The organism is Streptomyces sp. NPDC006012 (genome assembly GCF_042871185.1).
Taxonomy (GTDB): Bacteria; Actinomycetota; Actinomycetes; order Streptomycetales; family Streptomycetaceae; genus Streptomyces.
Genome location: NZ_JBIAIE010000001.1, coordinates 877596 through 904168 on the forward strand (window position 1 = coordinate 877596; position 26573 = coordinate 904168).

General features: G+C 72.4%; 19 protein-coding genes and 2 pseudogenes. 7 read left to right on the top strand and 14 right to left on the bottom strand.

Annotated features, from left to right (window positions below):
- The first annotated feature begins 10 nt into the window (after positions 1-10).
- Entirely contained in the window at positions 11-643 is a 633-nt protein-coding gene (locus ACFYPJ_RS03785) for a TetR/AcrR family transcriptional regulator (protein WP_389009842.1), read from the top strand.
- Between the two features lie 183 nt (positions 644-826).
- A complete protein-coding gene (locus tag ACFYPJ_RS03790) occupies positions 827-1876 on the top strand; it encodes an endonuclease/exonuclease/phosphatase family protein (protein WP_389009845.1) in 1050 nt (349 codons plus the stop codon).
- Positions 1877-1970: 94 nt separating this feature from the next.
- On the opposite strand, the gene ACFYPJ_RS03795 is transcribed toward ACFYPJ_RS03790, so the two are convergent.
- From ACFYPJ_RS03795 to ACFYPJ_RS03810, 4 genes are all read right to left on the bottom strand, one after another.
- Positions 1971-3725, bottom strand: a complete 1755-nt coding sequence (locus ACFYPJ_RS03795) for an NAD+ synthase (protein WP_389009848.1) — start codon at positions 3723-3725, stop codon at positions 1971-1973.
- Between the two features lie 84 nt (positions 3726-3809).
- Positions 3810-5750: a protease pro-enzyme activation domain-containing protein gene (locus ACFYPJ_RS03800; protein WP_389009851.1), complete on the bottom strand. Its 1941-nt coding sequence runs from the start codon at positions 5748-5750 to the stop codon at positions 3810-3812.
- A 212-nt stretch (positions 5751-5962) separates the two neighbouring features.
- Complete coding sequence (locus ACFYPJ_RS03805; RefSeq protein ID WP_389009854.1) at positions 5963-6589, bottom strand: DUF305 domain-containing protein; 627 nt, start codon at positions 6587-6589, stop codon at positions 5963-5965.
- A 10-nt stretch (positions 6590-6599) separates the two neighbouring features.
- Positions 6600-7274, bottom strand: a complete 675-nt coding sequence (locus ACFYPJ_RS03810) for a DUF3105 domain-containing protein (protein ID WP_389009857.1) — start codon at positions 7272-7274, stop codon at positions 6600-6602.
- 430 nt (positions 7275-7704) lie between these two features.
- On the opposite strand from ACFYPJ_RS03810, the gene ACFYPJ_RS03815 reads away from it, so the two are divergent.
- Entirely contained in the window at positions 7705-9066 is a 1362-nt protein-coding gene (locus ACFYPJ_RS03815; protein ID WP_389009860.1) for a glutamine synthetase family protein, read from the top strand.
- Positions 9067-9529: 463 nt separating this feature from the next.
- Here the strand turns inward: ACFYPJ_RS03815 and ACFYPJ_RS03820 are convergent, their stop codons facing one another.
- Entirely contained in the window at positions 9530-10189 is a 660-nt protein-coding gene (locus tag ACFYPJ_RS03820) for an NADPH-dependent FMN reductase (protein WP_389009863.1), read from the bottom strand.
- Between the two features lie 291 nt (positions 10190-10480).
- The gene (locus ACFYPJ_RS03825) at positions 10481-10999 is read right to left on the bottom strand and encodes a pyridoxamine 5'-phosphate oxidase family protein (RefSeq protein WP_389009866.1); all 519 of its coding nucleotides are present in this window, start codon (positions 10997-10999) and stop codon (positions 10481-10483) included.
- A gap of 187 nt (positions 11000-11186) precedes the next feature.
- Here ACFYPJ_RS03825 and ACFYPJ_RS03830 point away from each other — a divergent pair, with 187 nt between their 5' ends.
- Entirely contained in the window at positions 11187-14180 is a 2994-nt protein-coding gene (locus ACFYPJ_RS03830) for a bifunctional [glutamine synthetase] adenylyltransferase/[glutamine synthetase]-adenylyl-L-tyrosine phosphorylase (protein WP_389009869.1), read from the top strand.
- 108 nt (positions 14181-14288) lie between these two features.
- Here the strand turns inward: ACFYPJ_RS03830 and ACFYPJ_RS03835 are convergent, their stop codons facing one another.
- The 3 genes from ACFYPJ_RS03835 to ACFYPJ_RS03845 all read right to left on the bottom strand — a co-directional run bounded on the left by ACFYPJ_RS03835 (position 14289) and on the right by ACFYPJ_RS03845 (position 17775).
- A complete protein-coding gene (locus ACFYPJ_RS03835; protein WP_389009872.1) occupies positions 14289-15422 on the bottom strand; it encodes a methyltransferase in 1134 nt (377 codons plus the stop codon).
- Positions 15423-15716: 294 nt separating this feature from the next.
- The gene (locus tag ACFYPJ_RS03840; protein WP_389009875.1) at positions 15717-16586 is read right to left on the bottom strand and encodes a phosphatase PAP2 family protein; all 870 of its coding nucleotides are present in this window, start codon (positions 16584-16586) and stop codon (positions 15717-15719) included.
- A gap of 154 nt (positions 16587-16740) precedes the next feature.
- Positions 16741-17775: a LacI family DNA-binding transcriptional regulator gene (locus ACFYPJ_RS03845; protein WP_389009877.1), complete on the bottom strand. Its 1035-nt coding sequence runs from the start codon at positions 17773-17775 to the stop codon at positions 16741-16743.
- Positions 17776-18371: 596 nt separating this feature from the next.
- On the opposite strand from ACFYPJ_RS03845, the pseudogene ACFYPJ_RS03850 reads away from it, so the two are divergent.
- From ACFYPJ_RS03850 to ACFYPJ_RS03860, 3 genes and pseudogenes are all read left to right on the top strand, one after another.
- Positions 18372-18538 (top strand): annotated as a pseudogene (locus ACFYPJ_RS03850) (ABC transporter permease); the annotation flags it as partial.
- 113 nt (positions 18539-18651) lie between these two features.
- Positions 18652-20385: an alpha-amylase family glycosyl hydrolase gene (locus ACFYPJ_RS03855; protein WP_389009880.1), complete on the top strand. Its 1734-nt coding sequence runs from the start codon at positions 18652-18654 to the stop codon at positions 20383-20385.
- A gap of 437 nt (positions 20386-20822) precedes the next feature.
- Positions 20823-21194 carry a 5-carboxymethyl-2-hydroxymuconate Delta-isomerase gene (locus ACFYPJ_RS03860; RefSeq protein WP_389009883.1) on the top strand — a complete coding sequence of 124 codons (372 nt, stop codon included), beginning with the start codon at positions 20823-20825 and terminating at the stop codon, positions 21192-21194.
- Positions 21195-21206: 12 nt separating this feature from the next.
- On the opposite strand, the gene ACFYPJ_RS03865 is transcribed toward ACFYPJ_RS03860, so the two are convergent.
- The 5 genes and pseudogenes from ACFYPJ_RS03865 to ACFYPJ_RS03885 all read right to left on the bottom strand — a co-directional run bounded on the left by ACFYPJ_RS03865 (position 21207) and on the right by ACFYPJ_RS03885 (position 26482).
- Positions 21207-21896: a TetR/AcrR family transcriptional regulator gene (locus tag ACFYPJ_RS03865; RefSeq protein WP_389009886.1), complete on the bottom strand. Its 690-nt coding sequence runs from the start codon at positions 21894-21896 to the stop codon at positions 21207-21209.
- A gap of 68 nt (positions 21897-21964) precedes the next feature.
- Positions 21965-22662, bottom strand: a pseudogene (locus ACFYPJ_RS03870) (PDR/VanB family oxidoreductase); the annotation flags it as partial.
- Between the two features lie 220 nt (positions 22663-22882).
- Entirely contained in the window at positions 22883-23779 is an 897-nt protein-coding gene (locus ACFYPJ_RS03875) for a metal-dependent hydrolase (RefSeq protein ID WP_389009889.1), read from the bottom strand.
- 104 nt (positions 23780-23883) lie between these two features.
- Positions 23884-25818, bottom strand: a complete 1935-nt coding sequence (locus ACFYPJ_RS03880) for a hypothetical protein (RefSeq protein WP_389009892.1) — start codon at positions 25816-25818, stop codon at positions 23884-23886.
- Positions 25819-25936: 118 nt separating this feature from the next.
- On the bottom strand, positions 25937-26482 hold the full coding sequence (locus tag ACFYPJ_RS03885) for a tetratricopeptide repeat protein (RefSeq protein ID WP_389009895.1): 546 nt from the start codon (positions 26480-26482) through the stop codon (positions 25937-25939).
- Positions 26483-26573 lie beyond the last annotated feature (91 nt).

Genomic DNA, 26573 nt, shown 5'->3' on the forward strand with positions numbered 1-26573 from the left:
ACGGAGTGACGTGAGCCCTGCCGGAAGCCACCCGCAGCCGTGCGGCCCCGCCCGGGGCCGGCCCCGCAGCGAGGCCGTGGAACGCGCCATCCTGGAAGGCGTGATGAAGCTCCTGGAGGACGGTGTTCCGCTCGCCGAACTGTCCATCGAGCGGGTCGCCCGTACGGCCGGCGTCGGCAAGGCCACCATCTACCGGCGCTGGGCGGGCAAGGAGGACCTGTTCGCCGACGTGATGCGCGCCGCCGAACCCCCCGAACCCGAACTCCCCGGCACCTCCCTGCGCGACGACCTGGTCGTCCTGCTCGAATCGGTGCGCCTGCGGGGCGTGGCCAGCCGCTCGTCGCTGATCCTGTACAACGCCCATGCGCAGATGAAGAACAGCCCAAAGGTCTGGGCTGCCTACCACGCCAACGTGATAGCGCCCCGGCGCAAGCTGAGCCTGGAGGTGCTGCGCCGGGGGCAGCACACCGGCGAACTCCGCACGGACATCGACCTCGAACTGGCCAACGACCTGCTCGTCGGCCCGATGCTCCTGCGCTCCGTCCTGCGCCCCGACGTCGAACTCCCCGAGGACCTCGCGGAGCAGATCGTCGACGCCGTGCTGGCGGGCCTCCGGCCGCCCGCCGGCACACCCGGCACATAGTCCGAATATTCGCGTTCTGTCACAGTCCTCACCCCTCCCGCGCAGGTCCGGAACTTTCGGCACCCACCCGTTCGTCGTCGACTTCTGTACGGCCGCCACGGGAGGCGGGAACGGAGCCGATCATCCCCTAGGGTCGTAACGCGGGGGAGTGACGGTGTGTACAGCGGGTAGTGAGGCGACGGTATGGCGCAACAGGCATACGTGACGGAAACGGAAGACGGCGGCTCCGGACCCGAGCAGCGGCGCTCCCGGCTCCGGCGCCTGGTGACCCGCCCGCTGCGCGGCTGGCGCGGCGACCGGGGCATCTGGCGCCGCGGCATCGTCCTCGCCGTCATCGCCGTCCTGCTCGCCCTGGTGCTGCTGCTGCATTCACGCATCCCCAACACCGTGGGCAACCTCGGCAGTCTCACCGAGACCTTCCTGCCCTGGCTCGGCCTGCTGATCCCGGTGCTGCTGGTCCTCGGCCTCGTCCGCCGGTCGGCCACCGCGCTGATCGCGACGGTGCTGCCGGTCGTCATGTGGCTGAACCTGTTCGGCGGGCTGGTCATCGACCGCACGTCCGCCAACGGCGACCTCATGGTCGCCACCCACAACGTCAACGCCGACAACCCGGACCCCTCCCGCACCGCCCGCGACCTGACCGGCTCCGGCGCGGACGTGCTGGCCCTGGAGGAACTGACGGCCTCCGCCGTCCCGGTCTACGAGAAGGCGCTGGCCTCGACGTACAAGTACCACAAGGTCGTCGGCACGGTCGGACTGTGGAGCAAGTACCCGACGACCGCCGTCCGGTCCGTCGACATCGAGCTGGGCTGGGAGCGCGCGATGCGCGCCACGGTCTCGACCCCCGAGGGCCAGGTCGCCGTGTACGTCGCCCATCTGCCCTCGGTGCGGGTGAAGGCCGCCACCGGCTTCACCGCCCGGCAGCGGGACAAGAGCGCCGACGCGCTGGGCACCGCGCTCGCCCACGAGAAACTTCAGCGGGTGGTGCTGCTCGGTGACCTGAACGGCACGATGAACGACCGCTCCCTCACCGCGATCACCTCCCAGCTGCGCTCCACCCAGGGCGCGGCGGGCGGCGGGTTCGGGTTCAGCTGGCCGGCGTCGTTCCCGATGGCACGGATCGACCAGGTCATGGTCAAGGGGGTCAAGCCGGAAAGCTCCTGGACCCTGCCGCGCACCGGCAGCGACCACCTCCCGGTGGCGGCCCGCGTCCAGGTCAGCGCCCCTGACTGAGTGAGCGGCCGGAGCCGGCCCGGGCCCGTCCGGCCCGGGCGCGGGACGCCCCCGAGGGCATGGGAGGACGGGCGCGGGACGGCCCCGAGACGCGTCAAGCCGATTCGCGCCACCCGTTGGTGATCGGAAGCCGGCGGTCCTTGCCGAAGCCCTTGGCCGAGATCTTCGTGCCCGGCGGGTACTGGCGGCGCTTGTACTCCGCCGTGTCCACCATGCGCAGGGTCCTGGTGACCAGCGCCGGATCGAAGCCGGCCGCGACGATCGTGTCCGCGCCCTTGTCGTGGTCGACGTAGAGGTCGAGGATCGCGTCCAGGACCGGGTAGTCCGGCAGCGAGTCCGTGTCGACCTGGCCGGGGCGCAGCTCCGCGCTCGGCGGCTTGGTGATGGAGTTCTCGGGGATCGGCGGGGTCTGGCCGCGCTCGGCCGCCGCCCGGTTGCGCCACCGGGCCAGTGCGAAGACCGACGTCTTGTACACGTCCTTGATCGGGCCGTACGCACCCACCGAGTCGCCGTACAGCGTCGAGTAGCCGACCGCCAGTTCCGACTTGTTGCCGGGGGCGAGGACGATGTGGCCCTCCTGGTTGGAGATCGCCATCAGCAGCGTGCCGCGCAGCCGGGACTGGAGGTTCTCCTCGGCAAGCCCGGTCAGCTCCGTGGACGCCATGTACGCCTCGAACATGGGGGCGAGCGGCACGGTCCGGAAGTTGAGCCCGGTGCGGCGGGCGAGGTCCGCCGCGTCGTCCTTGGAGTGGTCCGAGGAGTACTTCGACGGCATGGACACGCCGTACACGTTCTCCGCGCCCACCGCGTCGCAGGCGATCGCCGCCACCAGCGCCGAGTCGATGCCGCCGGACAGACCGATCAGGACGGACCGGAAGCCGTTCTTCTGTACATAGGCGCGCAGGCCGACCACCAGCGCCGAGTAGACCTCCTCGTCGTCGTCGAGGCGGTCCGCGTAGCCGCCCGTCCGCTCCGGGGCGTAGGCGGGCAGCGGATCCTCGGAGAGGATCACCCGGTCGATGCGCAGTCCGTCGTCCACCACGCCGGTGGGCGGCTGCGCCGAGGCCGCGGGCAGCTCCAGGTCCAGCACCACGCAGCCCTCGGTGAACTGCGGCGCCCGCGCGAGAACCGCGCCGTCGGCGTCGACGACGATCGAGTCGCCGTCGAAGACCAGCTCGTCCTGGCCGCCGGTCATGGCGAGGTAGGCCGTCGTGCAGCCCGCCTCCTGGGCCCGCTTGCGCACGAGGTCGAGACGGGTGTCGTCCTTGTTGCGCTCGTACGGCGAGGCGTTGACGGACAGCAGCAGGCCCGCGCCCGCCGACCGGGCCGCGGGCACCCGGCCGCCGTCCTGCCACAGGTCCTCGCAGATGGCCAGGGCGATGTCGACGCCGTGCACGCGCACCACCGGCATCGTGTCGCCGGGCACGAAGTAGCGGAACTCGTCGAAGACGCCGTAGTTCGGCAGGTGGTGCTTGGCGAAGGTGAGGACCGGCTCGCCGCGGTACAGCACCGCCGCCGCGTTCTGCGGGGCGCCGGCCGGCTGGCCGTACTTCGGCTGGGCGCTGTCGCTGCGGTCCAGGTAGCCGACGACCACCGGCAGCTCCCCGAAGCCCTCCGCCGCGAGCCGGGCGGCGAGTGCGCCGAGCGCGGCCCGGGACGCCTGGACGAAGGACGACCTGAGGGCGAGGTCCTCGACGGGATACCCGGTCAGCACCATCTCCGGGAACGCCACGAGATGCGCTCCCTGCTCGGCCGAGTGCCGGGTCCAGCGGAGGATCGTCTCGGTGTTGCCGGCGAGGTCGCCGACGCGCGAGTCGATCTGGTTCAGGGCGAGACGAAGTTGAGGCACACGCCCAGTGTAATCGTCAGAGCGACGCGATGGGGGTGGCGCGGAGTGTGGTGCACCCCACGCCACCCCCGTCCGGCGGCTCGATCAGTGGCGCCGGTACGACTGGACGTAGCCGTTCGCGGGCGAGCCCACGCCGGTCACGTCGTCGTAGCCCTTCACGGCCTTGAGCGAGCTGTCCTGGCCGAGGACGCGGACCGAGGTCAGCAGGCCGCCGGTGGCGTCGACGCTGTTGGCGTAGTCGACGCGGGCGACCGCGAGGCCGGAGCCGGTCGGGTCGTCCGTGACGTCGTGGTACGCCTTCGAGCCGGCCTTGGCGTAGATCGCCGGGTTGGCGAAGCCGATCGCGTGCCCGCCGCGCGCCTGCTGGGACAGCGCCTGCACGGCCGCGATCACCGGCGCGGCCAGCGAGGTGCCGCCGATGCGGTACTCGTTGTACTGCTGGGACCCGTCCGGGAAGGTCTGCGTCTGGCCGACGAGGAAGCCGGTGTTCGGGTCGGCGATCGCCGAGATGTCCGGGACGACGCGGTTGCCGGCGGCGCTGTTGGCCTTGGCGAGCGAGTTCGGGACGACACCCTTCTGGTAGAAGGGCTCGGCCACGGTCCTGCTGGTGCCGCCGCCCGCGCCGGAGGTGAACGCGCCGGGGAAGCCGGTCCAGCTCGTGCCGTCCGCCGACAGGTTCGCCTTCTCGGTGCCCCAGCCGGTCTCCCACAGGTACTTGTCGCCCTTGCCGACGGCCAGCGAGGTGCCGCCGACCGCGGTCACCCAGGCCGAGTTGGCGGGGGTGTCGACCTGCTTCGTGCCGGAGTGGGCGACCTCGTCGCCGTTGTCGCCGGAGGAGAAGTAGAAGCCGATGCCCTGGACGGCGCCGAGCTGGAAGACCTGGTCGTAGGCGGCCTGGACGTCCGGCGTCTCGTTGGCCTCGATGTCGCCCCAGGAGTTGGAGACGATGTCCGCCAGGTGCCGGTCGACGACCTTGCCGAGCGAGTCCAGCAGGTCGTTGTCGTAGCAGGACGCGGCGCCCACGTAGGTGACGTCGGCGGCGGGCGCGACCGCGTGCACGGCCTCGACGTCGAGTGTCTCCTCGCCGTACCAGCCGGCCGCCCCGCACTCCTCGGTCTTCGTGTAGGTGTCGGGCAGCACCTGCTTCAGCTGGCCGTGCTTCCAGCCCGCGTCGCCGTTCTTCTTCGCGTAGGCGGCGGCGTCGGCGGCGATGGTAGGCGAGGCGTAGGCGTCGGTGATGGCGACGCGGACGCCCTTGCCGGTGTACCGGCCGGCGCCGTAGGCGGACCGCAGCTGCCTGCCGGTGTAGCCCTTGACGGCGTACGGGATCTGCTGGCCGAACGCGCTCGGCAGCAAGCCCGCGATGTTCGAGCCGTAGTACGAGGAGAACGGCCCGGCGTTCCTGAACGCGACGTCCGGCGGCGGCAGTTCGTCCTGGTGGCTCGCCTTGTGCGGGGCGTTGTCCAGGCCCGTCACGGTGAGCACGGCGCCGTCGAGGGCCGCGGGCACGGAGGCGGCGGCCGTGGGTGCCCGGTAGGTCCTGGAGCCCTTGGCGTAGTTGTGCAGCTGGGTGCCGAACGCCTTCTCGGCGGCGGACACGTCACCGGAGACGGCGACGTAGTGCCGGGTGACCTCCGTGACCGTCAGGCCGGCCGAGGCCAGCCACGACTTCACGGCGTCCACCTGTTCCTCGGTCGCGCCGAAGCGCGCCTGCGCCTGCCCGGCGCTGAGGTACTTGCCGTACTGCGGCGAGGACGGGTCGGAGACCGCCTTCGCGTAGGCGGCGAGGCCGGAGGCGTCCCGGCCCGCCAGATACACCCGGGCGGTGACCCGGGCGCTGTTCGCGGTGGCGCCCTTGTCCGCCGTGGCGGTGGCCCAGGCGGGCCTGGTGCCCGCGAGAGTGTCCCGGGCCGGACCGTCCGCGGCGTGGGCCGCGGGTATGCCGAGAGCGAGCGCGCCGGCGAGCATGGGCAGCGTCGCCGCCATGCTCACACCGGCACGCGCCATGGCGCGGTTGGATCTCATTGAACCCCCTGTGATGCGGTTCGCACGCACGAAGTGGTAGGACGTCGCCGATCCACTCGGGGGGTCCGTAAGGGTCAGAGGCCCACGAATGGATCACACGATGGGGGTCACTCTGACGGATGAAACGTTCATGCCTGGGGAACGCGAAGGTCAAGAGAGACTCAAGGAGCGTTCATTCGGGGCGAATTGAGGTATTCGTCCGCGTGTACGTGTCAGGAGCGGGGCGCCGCGCCACGGTCCTTGAGCATGCCGGCCATCAACTCGATCTCGGACTGCTGCGACTCGACCATGCCCTTGGCGAGCCGCTTCTCCACGCCGACCGTGCACCGGGCGACACACCCCTCGGCCATGTGCACGCCGCCCTTGTGATGCTCCGTCATGAGCTGCAGGTAGAAGACCTCCGCCCGCTTGCCGGACAGGGCGCCCAGCTTCTTCAGGTCGGTGTTGGTCGCCATGCCCGGCATCAGCGCGCCGTCCTGGCCGGGCGGCATGCCGCCCATGCCCATCCAGGTCATCGGCGGCTCGGCGGACACCTTCGGCAGCCCCCACAGGTCCAGCCAGCCGAGCAGCATGCCCCGCTGGTTGGCCTGGGTCTGGGCGATGTCGTAGGCGAGCCGCCGCACCTCCTCGTCGTCGGTGCGGTCGCGCACGATGTACGACATCTCGACGGCCTGCTGGTGGTGGACCGCCATGTCCCGGGCGAACCCGGCGTCCGCGGACTCGGCGGCCGGCACCGCCGTGCCCGAGCCGCCGTCCTCGGCGACCGCGTAGGTGATCGCGCCCGCCGCGACCAGCGCCGCCGCCGCGGTCCCCGCGACCCAGCCGATGTGCCGCTTCACCGCGCCGCCCTCACTTCGACGTCCCGCCGGTGCACGAGGCACCCGGCTCCGGCGTCTGGTCGCCCTGCACATAGGTGGAGAAGAACTTGGCCACCATCGGGTCGTCCGCGCTCTTGACCGTCACCTGGTGGCCCCAGGCCGACAGCATCAGCGGCGCCGCCTGCTTCTCGAACGGACTCATCAGCGAGTACGGGGTGCTTTTCACCTTCGCCGTGAGCGTCTCCACGTCCGCCTTCTTCGCCGCCGCGGTGTACGTCACCCAGACGGCCCCGTGCTCCAGCGCGTGCACCGCGTTCTCGTTCTTCACCGGTGAGGTGTAGACGTCGCCGTTGCAGTTGAGCCAGACCGGGTTGTGGTTGCCGCCCACCGGCGGCTGCATCGGGTACGTCACGCTCGTCGTGACGTGGGTCCGCGACAGGTTGCCCTTCCAGGTGCGCACCCCGTCCTTGCCCTCGGTGAAGTGTCCCGAGTCGCCGGAGCCCTTGCCGTCGCTCGACGCGCTGTCCTTCCCGTCGGACTGCGAGTTCACGAGGACGACACCGCCGACGATGAGACCGGCGACGACCACCACGCTCGCGGCGACGACGAGCAGCCGGTTGCGGCGCTCGCGGGCGCGCTCGGCGCGCTGCATCTCCGCGATCCGGGCCTTGCGTGCCGCGCTGCTGCTGTTCTTGGCGGAACCCATGAGGTGTGTCCTTCTGGGGGAAGAGGAGAGAGAGGCGGGAGAGAGGGCGGAAGGGAAACAAAAAAAGAGGAAAGAGTCGGGGAAGCGGTGCGGAAGTGGCGCTAGCTGATCGTAAGGGGGCAGGAGCCGTCTTCGTAGGGAGGGCACCGGAATCCAGAGAATCGAAACGTGCGGGGATGCCGTACCGACGGCCCCGCCGCAACCGGCAGGAACGATCGGTATCGGCCATTACGGATGACGGTCCGAGCAGGCAAGATGGGCGGCAGGGCAGTGCATCCGCCCGGCCCTCCGCGTTCAGTACGGGGCCGGCCGGGCGATCAAGGTCCGCAACGCGCACGAAATGCTGTCGTGGTGGGATGCTCAGGTGCCCGACCGCCTCCGCCGGCACCGGGGAAAGGCGGCCTGACCAGCAAGGATGGGGAAGCGGAAGATGGACAAGCAGCAGGAGTTCGTGCTCCGGACCTTGGAGGAGCGCGACATCCGGTTCGTACGCCTGTGGTTCACGGACGTGCTGGGCTTCCTCAAGTCCGTCGCCGTGGCCCCCGCCGAGCTGGAACAGGCATTCGACGAGGGCATCGGCTTCGACGGCTCCGCCATCGAGGGCTTCGCCCGGGTCTACGAGTCCGACATGATCGCCAAGCCCGACCCGTCCACCTTCCAGGTCCTGCCCTGGCGCGCGGAGACCCCCGGCACGGCCCGCATGTTCTGCGACATCCTCATGCCCGACGGCTCACCGTCCTTCGCCGACCCGCGCTACGTCCTCAAGCGCGCCCTCGCCCGCACCTCCGACCTGGGCTTCACCTTCTACACCCACCCCGAGATCGAGTTCTTCCTGCTGAAGGACCGCCCGCTCGACGGCACCCGCCCCACCCCGGCCGACAACTCCGGCTATTTCGACCACACCCCGACCAACGTCGGCATGGACTTCCGCCGCCAGGCGATCACCATGCTGGAGTCGATGGGCATCTCCGTCGAGTTCTCCCACCACGAGGGCGCCCCGGGTCAGCAGGAGATCGACCTGCGCTACGCCGACGCGCTCTCCACGGCCGACAACGTCATGACCTTCCGCCTGGTCATGAAGCAGGTCGCGCTGGAGCAGGGGGTGCAGGCGACCTTCATGCCCAAACCGTTCAGCGAGCACCCGGGCTCCGGCATGCACACCCACCTCTCCCTCTTCGAGGGCGACCGGAACGCGTTCTACGAGTCCGGCGCGGAGTACCAGCTCTCCAAGGTCGGCCGCTCCTTCATCGCGGGCCTGCTGCGGCACGCGGCGGAGATCTCGGCGGTCACCAACCAGTGGGTGAACTCCTACAAGCGCATCTGGGGCGGCTCCGAGCGCACGGCGGGCGCCGGCGGCGAGGCGCCCTCGTACATCTGCTGGGGCCACAACAACCGCTCGGCCCTGGTCCGGGTGCCGATGTACAAGCCGGGCAAGACCGGCTCGGCCCGGGTGGAGGTGCGCTCCCTGGACTCGGGCGCCAACCCCTACCTCTCGTACGCCGTACTGCTGGCCGCGGGCCTCAAGGGCATCGAAGAGGGCTACGAACTGCCGCCGGGTTCCGAGGACGACGTCTGGGCGCTCTCCGACGCCGAGCGCCGGGCGATGGGCATCGAGCCGCTGCCGCAGAACCTCGGCGAGGCACTGACCCTGATGGAGCGCAGCGACCTGGTCGCCGAGACCCTCGGCGAGCACGTCTTCGACTTCTTCCTGCGCAACAAGCGCGCCGAGTGGCACGAGTACCGCAGCGAGGTCACGGCGTTCGAGCTGCGGAAGAACTTGCCGGTGCTGTAAGCGCAGGTCGAGGTCGTATCCCGCCGAAACGACGGATGGGGTCGACGGCTGATGGCCGTCGGCCCCAAGGCCGTTTCACGGCTGCTGGCGGGAGCTCCCCCGCCGCCGCACTCACAGCAGGCTGCCGGGGACAGGCGAAGGGACCACCCGTGCGTCGAACAGCATGAGGAGCACCACGGGCGCAACGTGTTCCTCCTGCCGTTCGGCAGCGGCGGCTGCGTCGGCCGGGGTGGTCTCTGGCGGCGAACTGGAGTTCGACTCCGGGCGGAGCAGTTGGCGATGGCGACTGCCCGAGGCCGCCGGAGGGGCGCGTCACTTCCTGCGCAACAAACGCCACGAGGTCACGGCGTTCGAGCTGCGGAAGAACCTGCCGGTGCTTCAGGGGCGGGCCCGGGCCGGCTGGGGGCCGGGGTGTGTCCCGCGCGCCGTGCGGTGCCGCGCCGCGCGCCGCACGGGCCCGGCATCACGCCTCGGCCCGCTGCGTGATGGCCGCCTCGGTGCGGTCTCCCAGGAACTCGTACCAGCGGCGCTCCAGGCACACGTAGCGCGCGTCCGCCTCGACCAGGCTGAGGAAACCCGACACGGTCTCGCCCAGCCGGTGCTGCAGTCCCGTGTCGGCCAGCGTGCCGTCCTCGGCGAACGCCTGGTAGCTGTTGGGCAGGCTGAACATGTCCGGGTAGACGCGGGTGCCCAGGTGTTCCAGGGGCACCCGCAGGGCCCACAGTCCGCGGTTGCCGCCGATCAGGGACGGCGAGGCGGAGACGAGCAGCGCGTGCTTCGTCTTGAACGGCTGCGGCCGGACCCGCGACACCCAGTCGATCGCGTTCTTCAGCACGCCCGGCACGGAGGCGTTGTACTCCGGCGAGGAGATGACGAAGGCGTCGTTCCGGTCGATCCGGTCGCGCAGGGCGAGGGCGCCCGGCGGCAGCCCTTCGGCGGCCTCCGCGTCGCCGTCGTACATGGGCATGCCGAAGTCGCGCATCCCGGCGAGGTCGACGGTGGCACCGGTGTCGGAGATGAGCCGGGCCACGAGGGCGGCGAGGCGGGAGTTGGTCGAATCGGCGCGCAGGGCTCCGCCGAAGACCAGGACCCGCAGCGGGCCGGGAACCGTATCCGTGGGCATGGGTCCGTCCTTCCGTCATGAGCGCGGCACGCGCCCTTTGCGGGGCCCTCCACCGACCAGTGTGATTCCGGGAGGGCCACCCTGCGACAGGGCGGGAAACGGGCCGCGGCGGCGAGCGCCCGCGCGGCGGCCGGCCCGGGTACGCCGCCCTGGCCGGGTCCGGCGGGCGGCGGCCGGCCCGGGTACGCCGCTCCGGCCGGGGCCAGCGCCTCCCTTCCGGCAGGTTCGCCCGTCCCCACCGCTCCGGCCGCTCCGGCCCTTCCCGTCCGGCCACGGCCCCGCCGGCCCCGGTCAGCCGAACCGCCACCTCGTCTGGCCCAACGGCTCCCCTTCCGTGAATTTTCCGAAGCCGAGGACGACCCGCGGCGCCACCGCGAACACCCTCGCCCGTCCCGGGCCGTGCTCGAAGCAGCCGTCCCGCACGTCGAAGCGCCACTCGGAGCCGTACTTCGCCGCCCAGGCCGCGGCCAGCTCGCGCAGCCGCCCGTCCCCGGTGACGCGCACCGCCGTGCCCTCCACCGCCAGGTCGTAGCCCGCGTCCCAGGCGCCGGCGCCTGCGGTGGTCAGGACCACCTCCGGGTTGCGGCCGAGGTTGCGCGCCTTGCGCTCCCCGGCGCCGGTCGCGAAATGCAGCGCCCCGTCGTCCCAGACCGCGAGCAGCGGGGTCGCGTGCGGACGCCCGTCGGGCCGTACGGTCGAGATCCAGAACAGTTCGGCCGTACGCAGCAGCGCCTCAGCCTCGGACCAGGCGGGTGCGGTGGCGCCCGCACCGGAGTACTGGCGGTCCAGCTCGCCCATGGGTTCCGGCATCGTGCCCTCCCTGTGGAATGACGGTGGCCTCGGTGGACAGACCGGGCGGACGCGTGCAACTCATCGCGGACCGCCCCGGCGCTTCACCGAAGCTTGGCGGTTAGGCTCTGGCCAGGATGAGCTTGGTCCTGACCTGATTCGATACCTGATTCGACCCGATTCGAGCCGATACGAGGGGAGGCCGCGGATGACGCCGGGGCGCAGGAGCAGTACCTTCACGCGACTGCTGCGGCACGGCTTCACCGACCCCTCCGGCGCCGAGAGCCTGCTCGACGGCGCCGAGCTGGCGCCCGTCCGCGACGACCCGGTGCTCCTGGAGGCGCTGGGCGGGACCGCCGACCCGGACCTCGCGCTGCACGGGCTGGTCCGGCTGCTGGAGGCCCAGCCCGACCCCACCGCCCGCCGTGAACTGCTCGACACGCTGATAGCGGCCAAGCCGCTGCGCGACCGCCTGCTCGGCGTGCTCGGCGCCTCCGAGGCCCTCGCCGACCACCTGGCCCGACACCCGCGGGACTGGGCGGAGCTGGTCACGTACGAGCCGCGCGACCTGCACCCCGGGGTGGAGGAGTTCGAACGGGGCCTGGCCGAGGCCATCGACCCGGTCTCGCTGCGCGTCGCCTACCGCCGCTGTCTGCTGTCCATCGCCGCCCGCGACGTGTGCGGCACCACCGACGTCGCCCAGACCGCCGCCGAACTCGCCGACCTCGCCACCGCCACCCTGCGCGCCGCGCTCGCCATCGCCCGCGCCGCCGCGCCCGACGACGCGGCGCTGTGCCGGCTCGCGGTGATCGCGATGGGCAAGTGCGGCGGCCACGAGCTGAACTACGTCTCCGACGTGGACGTGATCTTCGTCGGGGAGGCCGTGGAAGGCGCCGACGAGGACAAGGGCCTGCGGGCCGCCACCAAGCTTGCCTCGCACATGATGCGGATCTGCTCCGAGACCACGGTCGAGGGCACCATCTGGCCGGTCGACGCCAATCTCCGTCCCGAGGGCCGCAACGGCCCGCTGGTGCGCACCCTCAGCAGCCATCTCGCCTACTACCAGCGCTGGGCGAAGACCTGGGAATTCCAGGCGCTGCTCAAGGCCCGCCCGGTGGCCGGGGACATCGAACTGGGCGAGGAGTACGTCGACGCGGTCGAACCCCTGGTCTGGCAGGCCGCCGAACGCGAGAACTTCGTCCCCGACGTGCAGCAGATGCGCCGGCGCGTCGTCGAGAACATCCCCGCGGCCGAGATCGAACGCGAACTGAAACTCGGCCCCGGCGGCCTGCGGGACGTCGAATTCGCCGTCCAGCTCCTGCAGTTGGTGCACGGCCGGTCCGACCCCGCGCTGCGCAGCGGCACCACCCTGGACGCGCTCGCCGCCCTCGCCGCCGGCGGCTACGTCGGCCGCGCCGACGCCGCCCGGCTCGACGAGGCGTACCGCTTCCTGCGCTCCATGGAACACCGCATCCAGCTCTACCGGCTGCGGCGCACCCACCTCGTTCCCGAGGACGAGGCCGACCTGCGCCGCATCGGCCGCTCCCTCGGCCTGCGCACCGACCCGGTGACCGGCCTGATCCGCGAATGGCGGCAGCACACCGGTGTGGTGCGCCGCCTGCACGAAAAACTGTTCTACCGCCCGCTGCTCGCCGCGGTCGCCCAACTCGCCCCCGGCGAGGCCCGGCTGAGTATCGAGGCGGCCCGCGAGCGTCTGGTCGCCCTCGGCTACGCCGACCCCGCCGCCGCGCTGCGCCACCTGGAGGCGCTGGCCGCGGGCGTCACCCGCAAGGCGGCCATCCAGCGGACCCTGCTGCCGGTCCTGTTGGGCTGGTTCGCGGACTCGGCCGAGCCGGACGCGGGCCTGCTCAACTTCCGCAAGGTCTCCGACGCGCTTGGCAAGACCCCCTGGTATCTGCGGCTGCTGCGGGACGAGGGCGCGGCGGCCGAGAACCTGGCCCGGGTCCTGTCGGCCGGCCGGCTCGCCCCCGACCTGCTGATGCGCGCCCCCGAGGCGGTGGCCCTGCTCGGCGACGGCGACGGAGGCGGCCTCGGACCTCGCGGACGCGCCCCCCTGGAGCAGGAGATCCTGGCCGCGGTGGGCCGCGCGGCCAACGCCGAGCAGGGCGTCACCGCGGCGCGCGGCGTCCGCCGCCGGGAGCTGTTCCGCACCGCCGCCGCCGACATCGTCGACTCCTACGGCACCGAGGCCAACCCGGTCGAGGCTGACCAGGGCGCGCTGGTGGACCGGGTGGGCGGCGCGGTCTCGGACCTGACCGCGGCGACCCTCGCGGGCACGCTGCGCGCGGTGGTCCGGGCCGGCTGGGGCGACACCCTGCCGACCCGCTTCGCGATCATCGGCATGGGCCGCTTCGGCGGCCACGAACTGGGCTACGGCTCCGACGCCGACGTGATCTTCGTACACGAACCGCAGGACGGCGTCAGCGACCGCGAGGCCGCCGAGGCAGCGAACAAGGTCGTGTCCGAGATGCGCCGGCTGCTCCAGATCCCGAGCGCCGACCCGCCGCTGCTGATCGACGCCGGTCTGCGGCCCGAGGGCAAGTCGGGTCCGCTGGTGCGCACCCTGAAGTCGTACGAGGCGTACTACCGCAGGTGGTCCCTGGTCTGGGAGTCGCAGGCGCTGCTGCGGGCGGAACCGGTCGCCGGCGACGCCGACCTGGGCCGCCGCTTCATCGAGCTGGTCGATCCGCTGCGCTACCCGTCCCAGGGCCTGGACGACGACGCGGTACGCGAGATCCGGCGGCTGAAGGCCCGCATGGAGTCCGAACGCCTGCCGCGCGGCGCCGACCCCAAACTGCACACCAAGCTGGGCCCCGGCGGGCTCTCCGACGTCGAGTGGACCGTGCAGCTGCTCCAGCTGCGGCACGCCTGGGCCGAGCCGGGCCTGCGCACCACCCGTACCCGCGAGGCCCTGGCCGCCGCCCGCGCGGCCGGGCTGCTGCCGGACGAGGCGGCCGCGACCCTGGACGAGTCCTGGATCCTGGCCACCCGCGTCCGCAACGCGGTCATGCTGGTCCGCGGCCGGGCCGGCGACACCTTCCCCACCGACCCCCGCGAACTCGCCGCCGTGGGCCGCTACCTCGGCTACACCTCGGGCCACGCGGGCGACATGCTGGACGCCTACCGCCGTACGACCCGCCGCGCCCGCACGGTCGCCGAGGAACTCTTCTACGACGCCTGAACCCACGGCACCCGGGGCCGCTCGGGGCGGGTCGGGTGAAGTCCTTCCCCGAAGGTGATCGCCGAGGTCACACGGCTGCTCGTGCCGGGCTCCGGCCGGTGGTGAACGTCAGGTGCCGGCGAGACGCCACAGCGAGGTGACTTCCGCGGCCCGGGCAGCGTGCAGGGGATCGGAGGTGTCCGTGGCCCGCGGGTGCCGCGGCCTGGTGTCGATCCGGTCCACCACGTGCAGGCCCGCCGCCCCGATGCCGGCCAGTAGTTCGTCGCGGGTCCTGAGCCCGAGGAGCTCGGCGAGGTCGGACAGGACGAGCCAGCCCTCGCCTCCCGGTTCGAGATGCGCGGCGAGTCCGGCCAGGAAGTCGCGGAGCATGCCGCCGCCCGAGTCGTAGACGCCGTGCTCCACGGCGGAGGTCGGCCGGGCCGGAATCCAGGGCGGATTGCAGACGACGAGGTTCGCGCGGCCCTCGGGAAAGAGGCGGGGGCCCACGACGTCGATGCGCCCGGTGAGGTGCAGCCGGCGGACGTTGTCGCGTGCGCAGGCCAGAGCCCGCGTGCTGATGTCCGTGGCCACGACGTGGTCGATTCCCCGGCGGGCCAGGACGGCCGCGAGCACTCCCGTTCCCGTTCCGAGATCGAACGCGGTGCGGCGGCCCGAGCCGCGCTCCGCCGGCGCGGGCAGCGGCGTCCGGGCGACGAGATCGACGTACTCGCCCCTGACCGGGGAGAACACGCCGTAGTGCGGGTGGATGCGGGCGCCGAGAGCCGGTACCGGCACCCCCTTCGCGCGCCACTGCTGCGCGCCGATCACGCCCAGCAGTTCGGTGAGTGAGACGGCCATCGGCGCGGACTGCGGACCGTATGCCTCGGTGCATGCCCGGCGCACCTCAGGGGCTCTGCGCAGATCCAGCCGGTAGCCGTCCTCCAGCAGGACCAGGAGCCTGCCCAGCACCCGGGCACGGTGGCCACGGGCACGACGGTGCAGGTGGAAGGCGTCCGCCGGGCTGTCACCCGGCGGGGGAGGCCGCCGGTCGACGCGGCGGCTCATCGCTTGCAGCAGTTGGCGTGCGTTGTGGAAGTCTCCCCGCCACAGCAGGGCAGTGCCTTCGCAGGCCAGCCGGTAAGCGGTGTCGGCCTTCATCCGGTCGTCCGCGCTGATGACCGTGCGCGGAGGCGGAGTTGCGCTTTCGGAATGCCAGTGGGCGCAACGGTGGGTGCTGGACTCGGTCCAGTGGATCGTGGACACCACGAACTCCTCGTGATCGAACGTGCAGGGCACGAAGAGCACTTCGACGAGGAGCGGGAGAAACGGGCCGTGCTGCCGCACGGGCGTGTGTCAGGGCAGGTGGGGCTACCGCTCCCGCGTCGAAGCGCGGGGGGAGAAGTCGCCGAGAATCATGCCGAGTATCACGGCCAGCCCTTTCAGAGAGATGAAGGCAAAGCCTCGCACAGCCCCCGGACCGCAGGCAAACCAGCGCATTCGGGAACACCGGCCACTCGGTCGACGACGCCTGCCCGTCCCAGCCGGTCCGGGGGCGTCCTACGACGCCTGGGCCCAGGACGGCGACCGGCTGCCCCGCGGGCGGGCCGGTACCAGGCGGGGCAGGGCGTACGGCAGGGCGCCGTACCACACCCGGGCCAGGGTGAAGCCGAAGGCCAGGCACAGGACGCCGCCCACCGCGTCGAGCCAGAAGTGGTTGGCGGTCGCGACGATGACCACCAGCGTCGCCGCCGGGTACAGCAGGCCGATCACCCGCACCCAGGGCACCTTGGCCAGCGCGAAGATCGTCAGCCCGCACCACAGGGACCAGCCGATGTGCATCGACGGCATCGCGGCGTACTGGTTCGACATGTGCTTCAGATCGCCCGAGGCCATCGAGCCCCAGGTGTGGTGGATCAGCACCGTGTCGATGAAGTGCCCGCCGTTCATCAGCCGGGGCGGTGCCAGCGGATACAGGTAGTAGCCGACCAGGGCCACGCCCGTCGTCGCGAACAGCGCGAGCCGCGCCGCCGCGTAGCGCCCGGGATGGCTGTGGTAGAGCCACACCAGCACCCCGAGCGTCACCACGAAGTGCAGTGTCGCGTAGTAGTAGTTCATCGTCACGATCAGCCAAGTGACCGAGTTCACCGCGTGGTTGACGTACTCCTCGACGGCGATGCCCAGCCGGTGCTCGGTCCACCAGATCCACTCGGCATTGCGCAGCGCCTTGCCGCGTTGCTCCGGAACCGCGTTGCGGATCAGCGAGTACGTCCAGTAACTCACCGCGATGAGCAGGATCTCGAACCACAGGCGGGGCCGCCGCGGGAGGCGCAGCCGCACCACGAAACGCTGCACGCACTCGCCCGTGACCGCCTGCGGAACGGCCTCTTCCGCGCGACCTTCCGGCGGTGTCACGGTCGAGTCACTCATAGGCACAGAGTGTGCCAGAAAAGCCATCTCCGGCAGATCATCCCAAGGCCGGGTCCACAACGCATGTTCCACGCCACCGGGATGCCCCGGTGCCGGCCGGCGTCCGGCCCGCCCGCCGTGCCCGCGCCTTCCCGGACGGGGCCCGCGCACCGGGTCAGGGACGGCCGCGGTCCCCGGGCACCGACGCCGTCGAACCGCGCACCACCAGCTCCGGCATGAACACGAACTCGCTGTGCGGGGCGGGGGTTCCGCCGATCTCCTCCAGCAGGGTGCGCACCGCCGCCTGCCCCATCGCCGGCACCGGCTTGCGGATCGTGGTCAACGGCGGGTCGGTGAAGGCGATCAGCGGGGAGTCGTCGAAGCCGACCACCGAGACGTCCCGGGGGACGTCCAGGCCGCGCTGCCGTACCGCCCGTATCGCGCCGAGCGCCATCATGTCGCTGGCGCAGACCACGGCCGTGCAGTCCCGTTCGATCAGCGCCGAGGCCGCCGCCTGACCGCCCTCCAGCGTGTACAGGGAGTGCTGGATCAGTTCCGTCTCGACCGTCTGCGCGGCCAGCCCCAACTGGTCCCGCATCGCCCGCACGAAACCCTCGGTCTTGCGCACCACCGGCACGAACCGCTTCGGCCCCAGCGCCAGCCCGATCCGGGTGTGCCCGAGCGACACCAGGTGCGTCACCGCCAGCGTCATCGCCGCCCGGTCGTCCGGCGAGATGAACGGCGCCTGCACCTTCGGTGAGAAACCGTCGACGAGGACGAACGGCATGTCCTGGGCGCGCAGCCGTTCGTAGCGCTGCGTGTCTGCGGTGGTGTCCGCGTGCAGCCCGGAGACGTAGATGATCCCGTCCACCCCGCGGTCCACCAGCATCTCGGTCAGCTCGTCCTCCGTGGACCCGCCCGGGGTCTGGGTGGCGAGCACCGGGGTGTAGCCCTGGCGGGTCAGCGCCTGGCCGATGACCTGTGCCAGGGCCGGGAATATCGGGTTCTCCAGCTCCGGCGTGATCAGCCCCACCAGACCCTCGCTGCGCTGCCGCAGCCGCACCGGCCGCTCGTAGCCGAGCACGTCGAGCGCGGCGAGCACGGACTGGCGGGTGGTGGCGGCGACACCCGGCTTGCCGTTCAGGACGCGGCTGACCGTCGCTTCGCTCACCCCCGCCTGCACAGCGATGTCCGCAAGCCGTGTGGTCACGCCACCGGACTGTACCGGTCGTGTCTTCCTGTGCCCACCGGCCGGACGCCGGGCACGGCCGGTCGAACGGCCCGGTGCGGGGCGCTGCGTCATCGCGGTCCCTCGTCCTTCCGGTCGGGCGTGCTGGGGGGCAATGTCTTGCAGAGTTTTGCACAGCGACTTCGGTAGCCCTGACCAGCAGCACCGTCACGCCGTGCGCGGCCCGGAGAGCGGCCGGGGCACTCCGGCCGACCCGCGCGGCCCGGCCGCGACAGGGTGGACCGACGCACCTCTTGCACTATTTTTCTGCAAGGTCTTTCGTCCGGCTTGCAACGCTGTTACTTTCACGTCGCCCGGCGGCCGCCCCGCCCTGGCCTCACCGGAGCGGGGCGGCCCACCGGCGCGGCCGGCAAGCCCCCGGGGCGGCGGACGGGCCCGCTCCCTGCACCACTCGGGTCCCTCACCTCCAAGGAGAACTCATGCGGCGTGGCATAGCGGCCCTGGCGCCGGTGGCGTCCCGCACCCCGGCGGCCACGGCGTGCGGCGCGGGCGACAGCGGCGGTGACCAGGCGGACGACGGCCCGGTCGGGCAGGCCGGCGTCTTCGAGGCCGGCGGCAAGCACACCTTCGCCGCCGGCCCGCAGAGATCTGTCAGCGAGCACGACACCCGGCGCCATCTGATGGCGGCCACCGCCGTGCTGGTCGCGATACCTGTGTCCGCGTTCTTCTCCCTCGTACAGAAGAACCTGGTGACGGCCTGACCGCCGGTGGCACCAAGGGCTGACGCCCGGATCCGGCCAGGCCCCCGCGCCCACGCGCCGTACCCGTCCGACGAACCGACATCCGTCCCGCGCCCGGCCGTCCGGGAGCGGGGCAACCCATCGCAGCAAGGACGCCATGAGCCGACAGCACCCTGCCGCCCCGTCCGCAACCGCCTCCCCCCACGCAGCCGCCGCCCCCGTCGCCGCGCACCGCGACTGGTGGCGCGACGCGGTCATCTACCAGGTCTATCCGCGCAGCTTCGCCGACTCCGACGGCGACGGCATGGGCGACCTGGCCGGAGTCCGCTCCCGCCTCCCCTATCTGCGCGCCCTCGGTGTGGACGCCGTGTGGCTCAGCCCGTTCTATGCCTCGCCGCAGGCCGACGCGGGCTACGACGTCGCCGACTACCGGGCCGTGGACCCCATGTTCGGCACGCTCGCCGACGCCGACGGGCTGATCCGCGACGCCCACGCGGAGGGCCTGAAGATCATCGTCGACCTGGTCCCGAACCACTCCTCCGACCAGCACGAGTGGTTCAAGCAGGCGCTCGCCGAGGGCCCGGGCTCGCCGCTGCGGGACCGCTACCATTTCCGGCCCGGCAAGGGAGCCCGGGGCGAACTCCCGCCCAACGACTGGGAGTCCGTCTTCGGCGGCCCGGCCTGGACACGGGTGCCGGACGGCGCGTGGTACCTGCACCTGTTCGCCCCCGAACAGCCCGACTTCAACTGGGAACACCCGGCCGTCGGCGACGAGTTCCGATCCATCCTGCGGTTCTGGCTGGACCTCGGGGTGGACGGCTTCCGCGTCGACGTGGCACACGGCCTGGTGAAGGCCGAGGGCCTGCCGGACATCGGCACACGCGACCAGGTACGGCTGCTGGGCAGCGGTGTCATGCCGTTCTTCGACCAGGACGGCGTGCACGCCGTCTACCGCGAGTGGCGCACCGTCATCGACGAGTACGCGGGCAAGGAGGAGCCCGCCGGCCCTTCGGCACCGGGGCGGTCACGGGGGACCGGGGGGCGGATGTTCGTCGCCGAGGCGTGGACCCCGACGGTCGAACGCACCGCGCTCTACGTCCGTCCGGACGAACTGCACCAGGCGTTCAACTTCCAGTACCTCAGCACGGACTGGGACGCCGGGGAGCTGCGCCGGATCATCGACCGCACCCTGGACGCCATGCGCCCGGTCGGCGCCCCCGCCACCTGGGTGCTCTCCAACCACGACGTCACCCGGCACGCCACCCGCTTCGCCAACCCGCCGGGCCTGGGCACCCAGATCCGCACGGCCGGAGACCGGGAGCAGGGTCTGCGCCGGGCCCGCGCCGCCACCCTGCTGATGCTGGCCCTGCCCGGGTCCTGCTACCTCTACCAGGGCGAGGAGCTGGGCCTGCCCGACGTCGTCGACCTGCCGGACGAGGTCCGCCAGGACCCGGCGTACTTCCGCGGCGCCGGACAGGACGGCTTCCGCGACGGCTGCCGGGTGCCCATCCCCTGGACGCGTACGGGCCCGTCGTACGGCTTCGGCAGCGGCGGCAGCTGGCTGCCGCAGCCGTCGACGTGGGGTGAGCTGAGCGTGCAGGCACAGCAGGCCGGCCCCGGTTCGACACTGGAGCTGTACCGCCGCGCGCTGAAGCTCCGCCGCGCCGAGCCGTGCCTCGGCGCGGGTGACACGGTGGAGTGGCTGCGTGTCCCCGAGGGCGTCCTGGCCTTCCGGCGCGGGGAGTTCGTGTGCGTGGCGAACACGACGGGGGAGTCGGTGACCACCCGCTCCTACGGCCGGACGCTGCTGAGCAGCGGCGATGAAGTGACCGAGGCCGACGGCGAGGCGAAGGTGCCGGCCGACACCACGGTGTGGTGGACCATGACCTGACGGGCGGACGGGCGGACGGGCGGACGGGCGGACGGGCGGACGGGCGGACGGGCGGACGGGCGGACGGGCGGACGGGCGGACGGGAAGATCGGGAAGATCGGGAAGATCGGGAAGACGGGGGCTCCGGGTCTCCTGGAGGCCCCGCTCTCCCGGCGGCCCGGCTCTCTCGCCGTGCCCGGGCCCGGTCCCCGGCGTTCCCGGTCTCCCGACGGTCCGTCCCCCGGAGAAATACTGCGGAGACTTCGTCCGGCCCGCTGCCCAGGGAGGCGGCGGGCCTCTGGCATCTGCGCCACCGCAAGTCTTCCGAATGTTTCTGCAAGAACCTTCAACGACGAAGGAACCCCCTGCAGGGCACGCAGAAACAACACGACTACGGTGGTGGCGGCCACCCGGCCGCGGGGCCGGGATACGGCCGTTGTCGTGGAACAGGAGCGCAGATGCCGCAGATCACCGTGGACTACTCCCGGACCCTGGAGCCCGCGTTCGACCGCGGAGGCTTCGCGCGGGCGCTGCACGAGGCGGTCGTCGAGATCGCGGCGGCCAAACCGGACGCGTGCACGACGCAGTTCCGGCCCAGCACGTTCACCGCGTCCGGCTACGCGGACCCGGCCGACGGGGAGCACGCCGCCGTGCACGTGACCGTCGGACTGCTCGCCGGGCGCGGCGACGAGACGAAGGCCAGGCTGACCGAGGCCGTCCTCGACCTGCTCCGCGACCACCTCGCGGGGCAGGACGCCGCCGTGCACGCCTCCGCCGAGATCCGCGACCTCGACCCGTCGTACCGCAAGTTTTTCCGCCTGAACCCGTGAGCGCGGACCGGTTCAGGGCGCCAGGGACACCAGCCGGCCGATCAGGTCCGCCAGGGGGCCGTCGGCCGGTTCGTCCTTGACCAGACCGCGCAGCAGGTCGGCCATCTCCTCGTCGCGGGCGGCGCTCACCACGACCAGCGCCGCGAGGTCCTGCACGAGCTGGACCTCCAGCTCGGCGCGCGGGATGCGCCGCCCGTCCAGCCAGATCAACGCGGTCGACTCGGCCAGCGATATCCAGGACCGGACGACCAGTTCCAGCCGCGCCGGGGCCTGCGCCACCCCGAGATGCGAAAGGATCTGGTCGTACGCGGCCTGCCGTACGGAGTCGATGAGCGCGTTCGTCGTGGAGGAACCGACCGCCGGACCGCCGCGCATCAGCGCCGAGAAACCGGGCCCGTGCTCGTCCACGAAGTCGAAGAACCGGTGCATCACCCGCAGCAGCCGGGGACCGAGCGGACCTTCCGCGGGCTCCGCGAACCGGCCGGCCAGCTCCTCCGCGGCCCGCTGCAACGCGGCCTCGTACAGACTGAGTTTGCCCGGGAAATAGTGGTAGACGAGCGGGCGGGAGATGCCCGCCGCCGACGCTATCTCGTCGATGGAGACCTCGTCGGGGGAGCGGCGGCTGAACAGTTCGAGGGCGACGCCGATCAACTGCTGCCGCCGCTCCTCGACTCCCATTCTGCGGCGAACCCCGGTACTCATACGAACACCCTACCGATTGAATCCGGCCCCTCAGGGTCCGGAGGCGTCCCGGTACCCGCCGATATTCGTCACATGTCCAGCACCAGCCGGTCGCCGAGGGCCCGCGAGACGCAGATCCGCATCGTCCCGGCCCGCGCCGCGCCGTCCGCCGCGTCGAGGGCCCGGGAGGTCTCCCCGACCTCGTCACGGTGGTCCACCTCGCCCGCCAGCACCCGCTGTTGGCACGTCCCGCAGAACCCCTGCATGCAGGAGTACGGGGTGTCCGGCAACTCGGCCCGTACGGCGGCCAGCACGGAGGTGCCGGCCGGCACTGTCACGGTGCGCCCGCTGCGCCGGAGTTCGACCTCGAAGGCGTGGCCGCCGTCGGACGGCGCCCGCGGGACGAACCGCTCCACGTGCAGCGCGGCGTCCTCGGGCACCCGCTCCGCCACCGCCGCGAGCAGTCCTTCCGGTCCGCAGCAGTACACGGCCGTCCCCTCGGCCAGGTCCGCGAACAGCCCGTCCAGATCCGGCCGCCCCTCCTCACCGGTCACGACGACATCGACCCGGCCGCCCGCCCCCGCCAGTTGCTCGACCTCCGCGAGGAACGGCATCGACGCCCGGCTCCGCCCGCAGTACAGCAGCCGCCACCGGGCGTCTGCCGGCAGCGCCCGCAGCATCGGCAGGATCGGCGTGATGCCGATGCCCCGGCGACGAAGACGTACGCGGGTGCCGCGGTGAGCGGAAAGCGGTTGCGCGGCCCGCGCACCTCCAGCTCCACGGAGAGCCGAGCCCACCCACCCACCGCGTCGCCCCAACCCCCCGCCCCGAGGCCACCCGCGACGCCCCGGCCGCCCCCTCCAGGGGCGCGGGGAACTGCGCGACAAGCCCCCACACCGCCGCACCCGCCCACCGACCCACCACATCCACCCACCGACCCACCACACCCCACAGACCCCACAGACCCCACAACCCCCGTCCACCCCCCGAAGCGGAGCGCCCCCGCATCAAGCAGCCCCCCTCTCCGCAGCCAACGCCGCAGGCGAAAGGGCCAGATAGGCGGCAGCCTGCTCCGTGGAGCCCTCCTGCGAAGGATGGTAGGAACGGCTCAGATACCGCGGTATGGACCTGAGCATGTCCCCGGTCGCGGGGAGCGTGCCCCGGCGGCCCGCCAGATAGAAGTCCTTGAAGCTCGCCCTGCCGTCCGCGAGCGTGGGGTCGTGCGCCATGAAGAAGCGGGTCCCGCGCTGCCACATGAACACCAGCGCGGTGAAGGCCGTCGCCCAGGTGCGCACCCGGCGCCGGTAGCTGCCGTCGACGTGCGTGAACAGGTCGAAGGCGACGGACCGGTGCTCGACCTCCTCCGCGCCGTGCCAGCGCAGCAGATCGAGCATGGTCGCGTCGGCGCCGCGCCGGTCCAGCTCGCCGGCGTTCAGCACCCAGTCGCCGAGGAAGGCGGTGTAGTGCTCGATGGCCGCGATGAGCGCCACCCGCTCCAGCAGCCACCAGGTGCGGGCCCGCCCCGGCGGCAGGGTGCGGTCGCCGAGCAGCTTCTCGAAGAACCAGTCGACCTGCGCGGTGTAGGGGGTGGGGTCGAGGCCGAGGTCCCGCAGGTGCGGCAGCACTTCGTCGTGGGCCTGGGAGTGCATCGCCTCCTGCCCGATGAACCCTATGACGTCCTCGTGCAGCCGGTCGTCCCGGATCAGCGGCAGCGCCTGCTTGTACACGTGCACGAACCACCGCTCACCGGCGGGCAGCAGCAGGTGCAGCACGTTGATGGTGTGCGTGCTGAACGGGTCGTCGGGCACCCAGTGCAGGGGGGTGTCCTGCCAGGAGAAGGACACCTTGCGGGGCTTGAGCGGTATCCGCTCCGACTCCACCGGCCGGACCTGCTTATTAGACATAACGTCAAGATACTGATGGGTAGGGGGGGAGTGGAACCCTTGTGCACGGACTGCGCGGCACCGCGGACGACCGACGGCGCCGCACGGCTCCGGCGGCGGAGCGCTCAGCGCAGCGCGGTGAGCGGAGCCCCGTCGTCGAGAGTGCCCGCCAACTCCGCGCGCGCCCCCTTCTTCGCCCGCGCGGCGAGCAGCCGCCCGTGGACGGACGCGGTGATCCCGCCGGTCGCGTGGATCGACTTGGTGTCCCGGCTGCCGGCGGCCAGCAGGTACCAGGACCCGGCCTCGGACTTCCAGAGCACCCCGGCCAGCACGTGCGGGTCGCGCGGACCGCACGCGGCGACGTCCTTGGCCTTGGCGGCGACCGCCCCGTACCGGCCGCCCGGCGTGTGGAACTGGGCGAGCACCGACGTGCCGTCGCCCCGCCAGGTCTCGGCCCGGGTGCACACCCACTCGGCGGTTCCGGTGGCCTCGGGCAGCGCCTGGTCGGCGTAGGCCCAGGCGTTCACGCTCCGCACCCCCGTGGAGCGCTGCGCGGCCAGTGAGCAGGCGAACGGCGCCCAGGTGGCCAGCGTCTCGGCCCCGCTCGTGCTGGGCGCCTCGCCGATGCCGGGCCGGCCGGTGGTGAGCTGGGCCGGGACCAGTTCGCCGAGGTCGGTGGAGATCCGGGTGCCCGAGGCGTCGGTCAGCTCCAGCGCGTTCCACGACGTGCAATGGCCGGACTGCAGCGCCGGGCCGGCCAGCGGCGCCGTGATCCCGTCGGTCAGGTCGAGGTCCATCGCGCCCCCGCTCGGCTTCGTCAGGTCGCGCTCGGCGGCCTTCGTCACCCAAGGGGCGGTCAGATAGCGGACGTTGTCGTCGGAGCGGGCCACCACGAGCGCGCTCGCCTCGGCGCCGGTCGCGCCGTCGACGCGGGCCAGGTCGAGGACCGCGATCTTCACGTCGTCGTTCTTCGGTTCGGCGTAACGGGCGATGCGCAGACCGTCGTAGAGGATCACCACGCGTGCGTTGTCGACCTCGCCCGCGTACAGCAGCCGCGGCGGTCCGGCCGGGCCGCCGGTCTGGGTGCCCGGGGTCGCCGAGACGTGGACCGAACCGCCGGGCCGGGCCCAGACCGCGAGCGCGCGGCGCAGCAGGTCGGAGTCCCGGACGAGGGGGCCGCGGGCGGGCCACACCGAGAAGTCGGTACGGGACGAGGACTTCCAGGCCGCCGGGGCGCCCCGGACCAGCTTGCCCGGGTCCAGCGCGGCCTCGGCCGCCGGGTTCTTGGCGTACGCGGGGGCCGCCGCGCCGTCCGGGCCCCAGCCGTCGCCCGGCAGCGCGACGAGGACGCCGCACACCGCGAGCGCGACCGCGGCGGCGAGCGCCGCCTTGGTGTGCTGCCTGCGCCGCATCAGGTCGGTGGGCCGGGCCTGGAGCGAGCAGGGGTCGAACTCCGGGGAGTCGAGCAGCGCGTACTGCGCGGGGACGCCGTTCGCCTCCGTGAGCGCGGCGTCCGGGTCGGCCGCTCCGGCGGCCGCCAGCACCCGGCGCACGTCGGGGTCCGCAAGCCGCTCGGGACCGCGGAGCACGTACGCGGCCCGGGCCGGGCCGGAAAGGGCCGCGAGGCGCTGGTCGAGGGCGAGTTCGTCGGCGCCGCCCGAGCGCGGGAACAGCCGCAGGCCCCAGACCTGGGGGAGCAGCGGCGGCAGCTGGGACCGCTTGGGCCACGCCCGGCGTTTCAGCGGGAGCCCCGCCTCCAGTGCCGTACGCACCACCTGGAGCCGTACGAAGGAGTACCCGGGGTCGCTGTCGCGCCCGGTCGACTGGGACGGGATCACCGCGGCCGAGGTCCGGCCCCGGGGCAGCGCCCGCTGGACGAGGGCGTGCGCGGTCAGGACGCGCCGGCTGCGGCCGAGCCCCGGCGGCAGGACCAGATAGGCGATCCGGACCAGCCGCGGGTAGTGCTCGACGAGCGCGGCCTCGGCCTGCTCGACATCGACGACCGGGCCGGAGCCTTTGGCGGAGGGTGCGTGACGCTGGGCTACATCCTGTGACTGCACGTCCGGGAAAACGAGTGGGACGGCGGTTGGTCACCGTCGGTGCGTCCGGCCGCCGATCGGACCGCGACGCCGCCGACGGGCGGCCCGGGACGGCGGGACCGGCCAGGGCCCGGACCGGTCAGCGTTCCGGTCCGGTCAGCGTTCCGCTCCGGTCCCGGCGTTCCGGTTCGGTCAGGGCGCGTGCGTACGCGGCCATCGAGCGCTGGTAGCGGGGCAGATGCGGGGCGAGGGCGCCGAGCGCCAGTGACAGGGCCTCCCGGTCGCGGCCGAGGCTGGACAGGCACAGCGCCAGACAGGCGCGCACGGCGTCGTCCAGTTCGTCCGAGGGCGCGTCCAGCTCGGGTGTCAGCAACTCGGCGCCCAGGTCCGCGCGGCCGGTGTTCCGCAGCGAACTCGCCAGTTGGATCCGGGCCCGGCGGCCCTTGTAGCCGCTGGCCTCGTCGAGCCCGTGGGCCAGCGCCTCCCGGTACAGCGCCACCGCCCGGTCCGCATGCCCGGTCGAGTCCCAGGCACAGGCCCGCTCGAAGGAGCCCAGCGGGCTGTCCTCGGGCAGTTCGGCCGCCAGTGCGTCGATCACCGCCCGGAAGTCGGCGGCGGCCTCTTCCGGATAGTCGTCGAAGGCCGCCCAGGCGACGGCCACTCGGTCTTCCCAGTCCTGGTCCATCGGGCCACCCTCGCACCGGCCCGGCCGTACGGGACAACGGATTTGAACGGGAGGCCGGTGCCGACACACACTCGGACAACGGGAGTTGCCG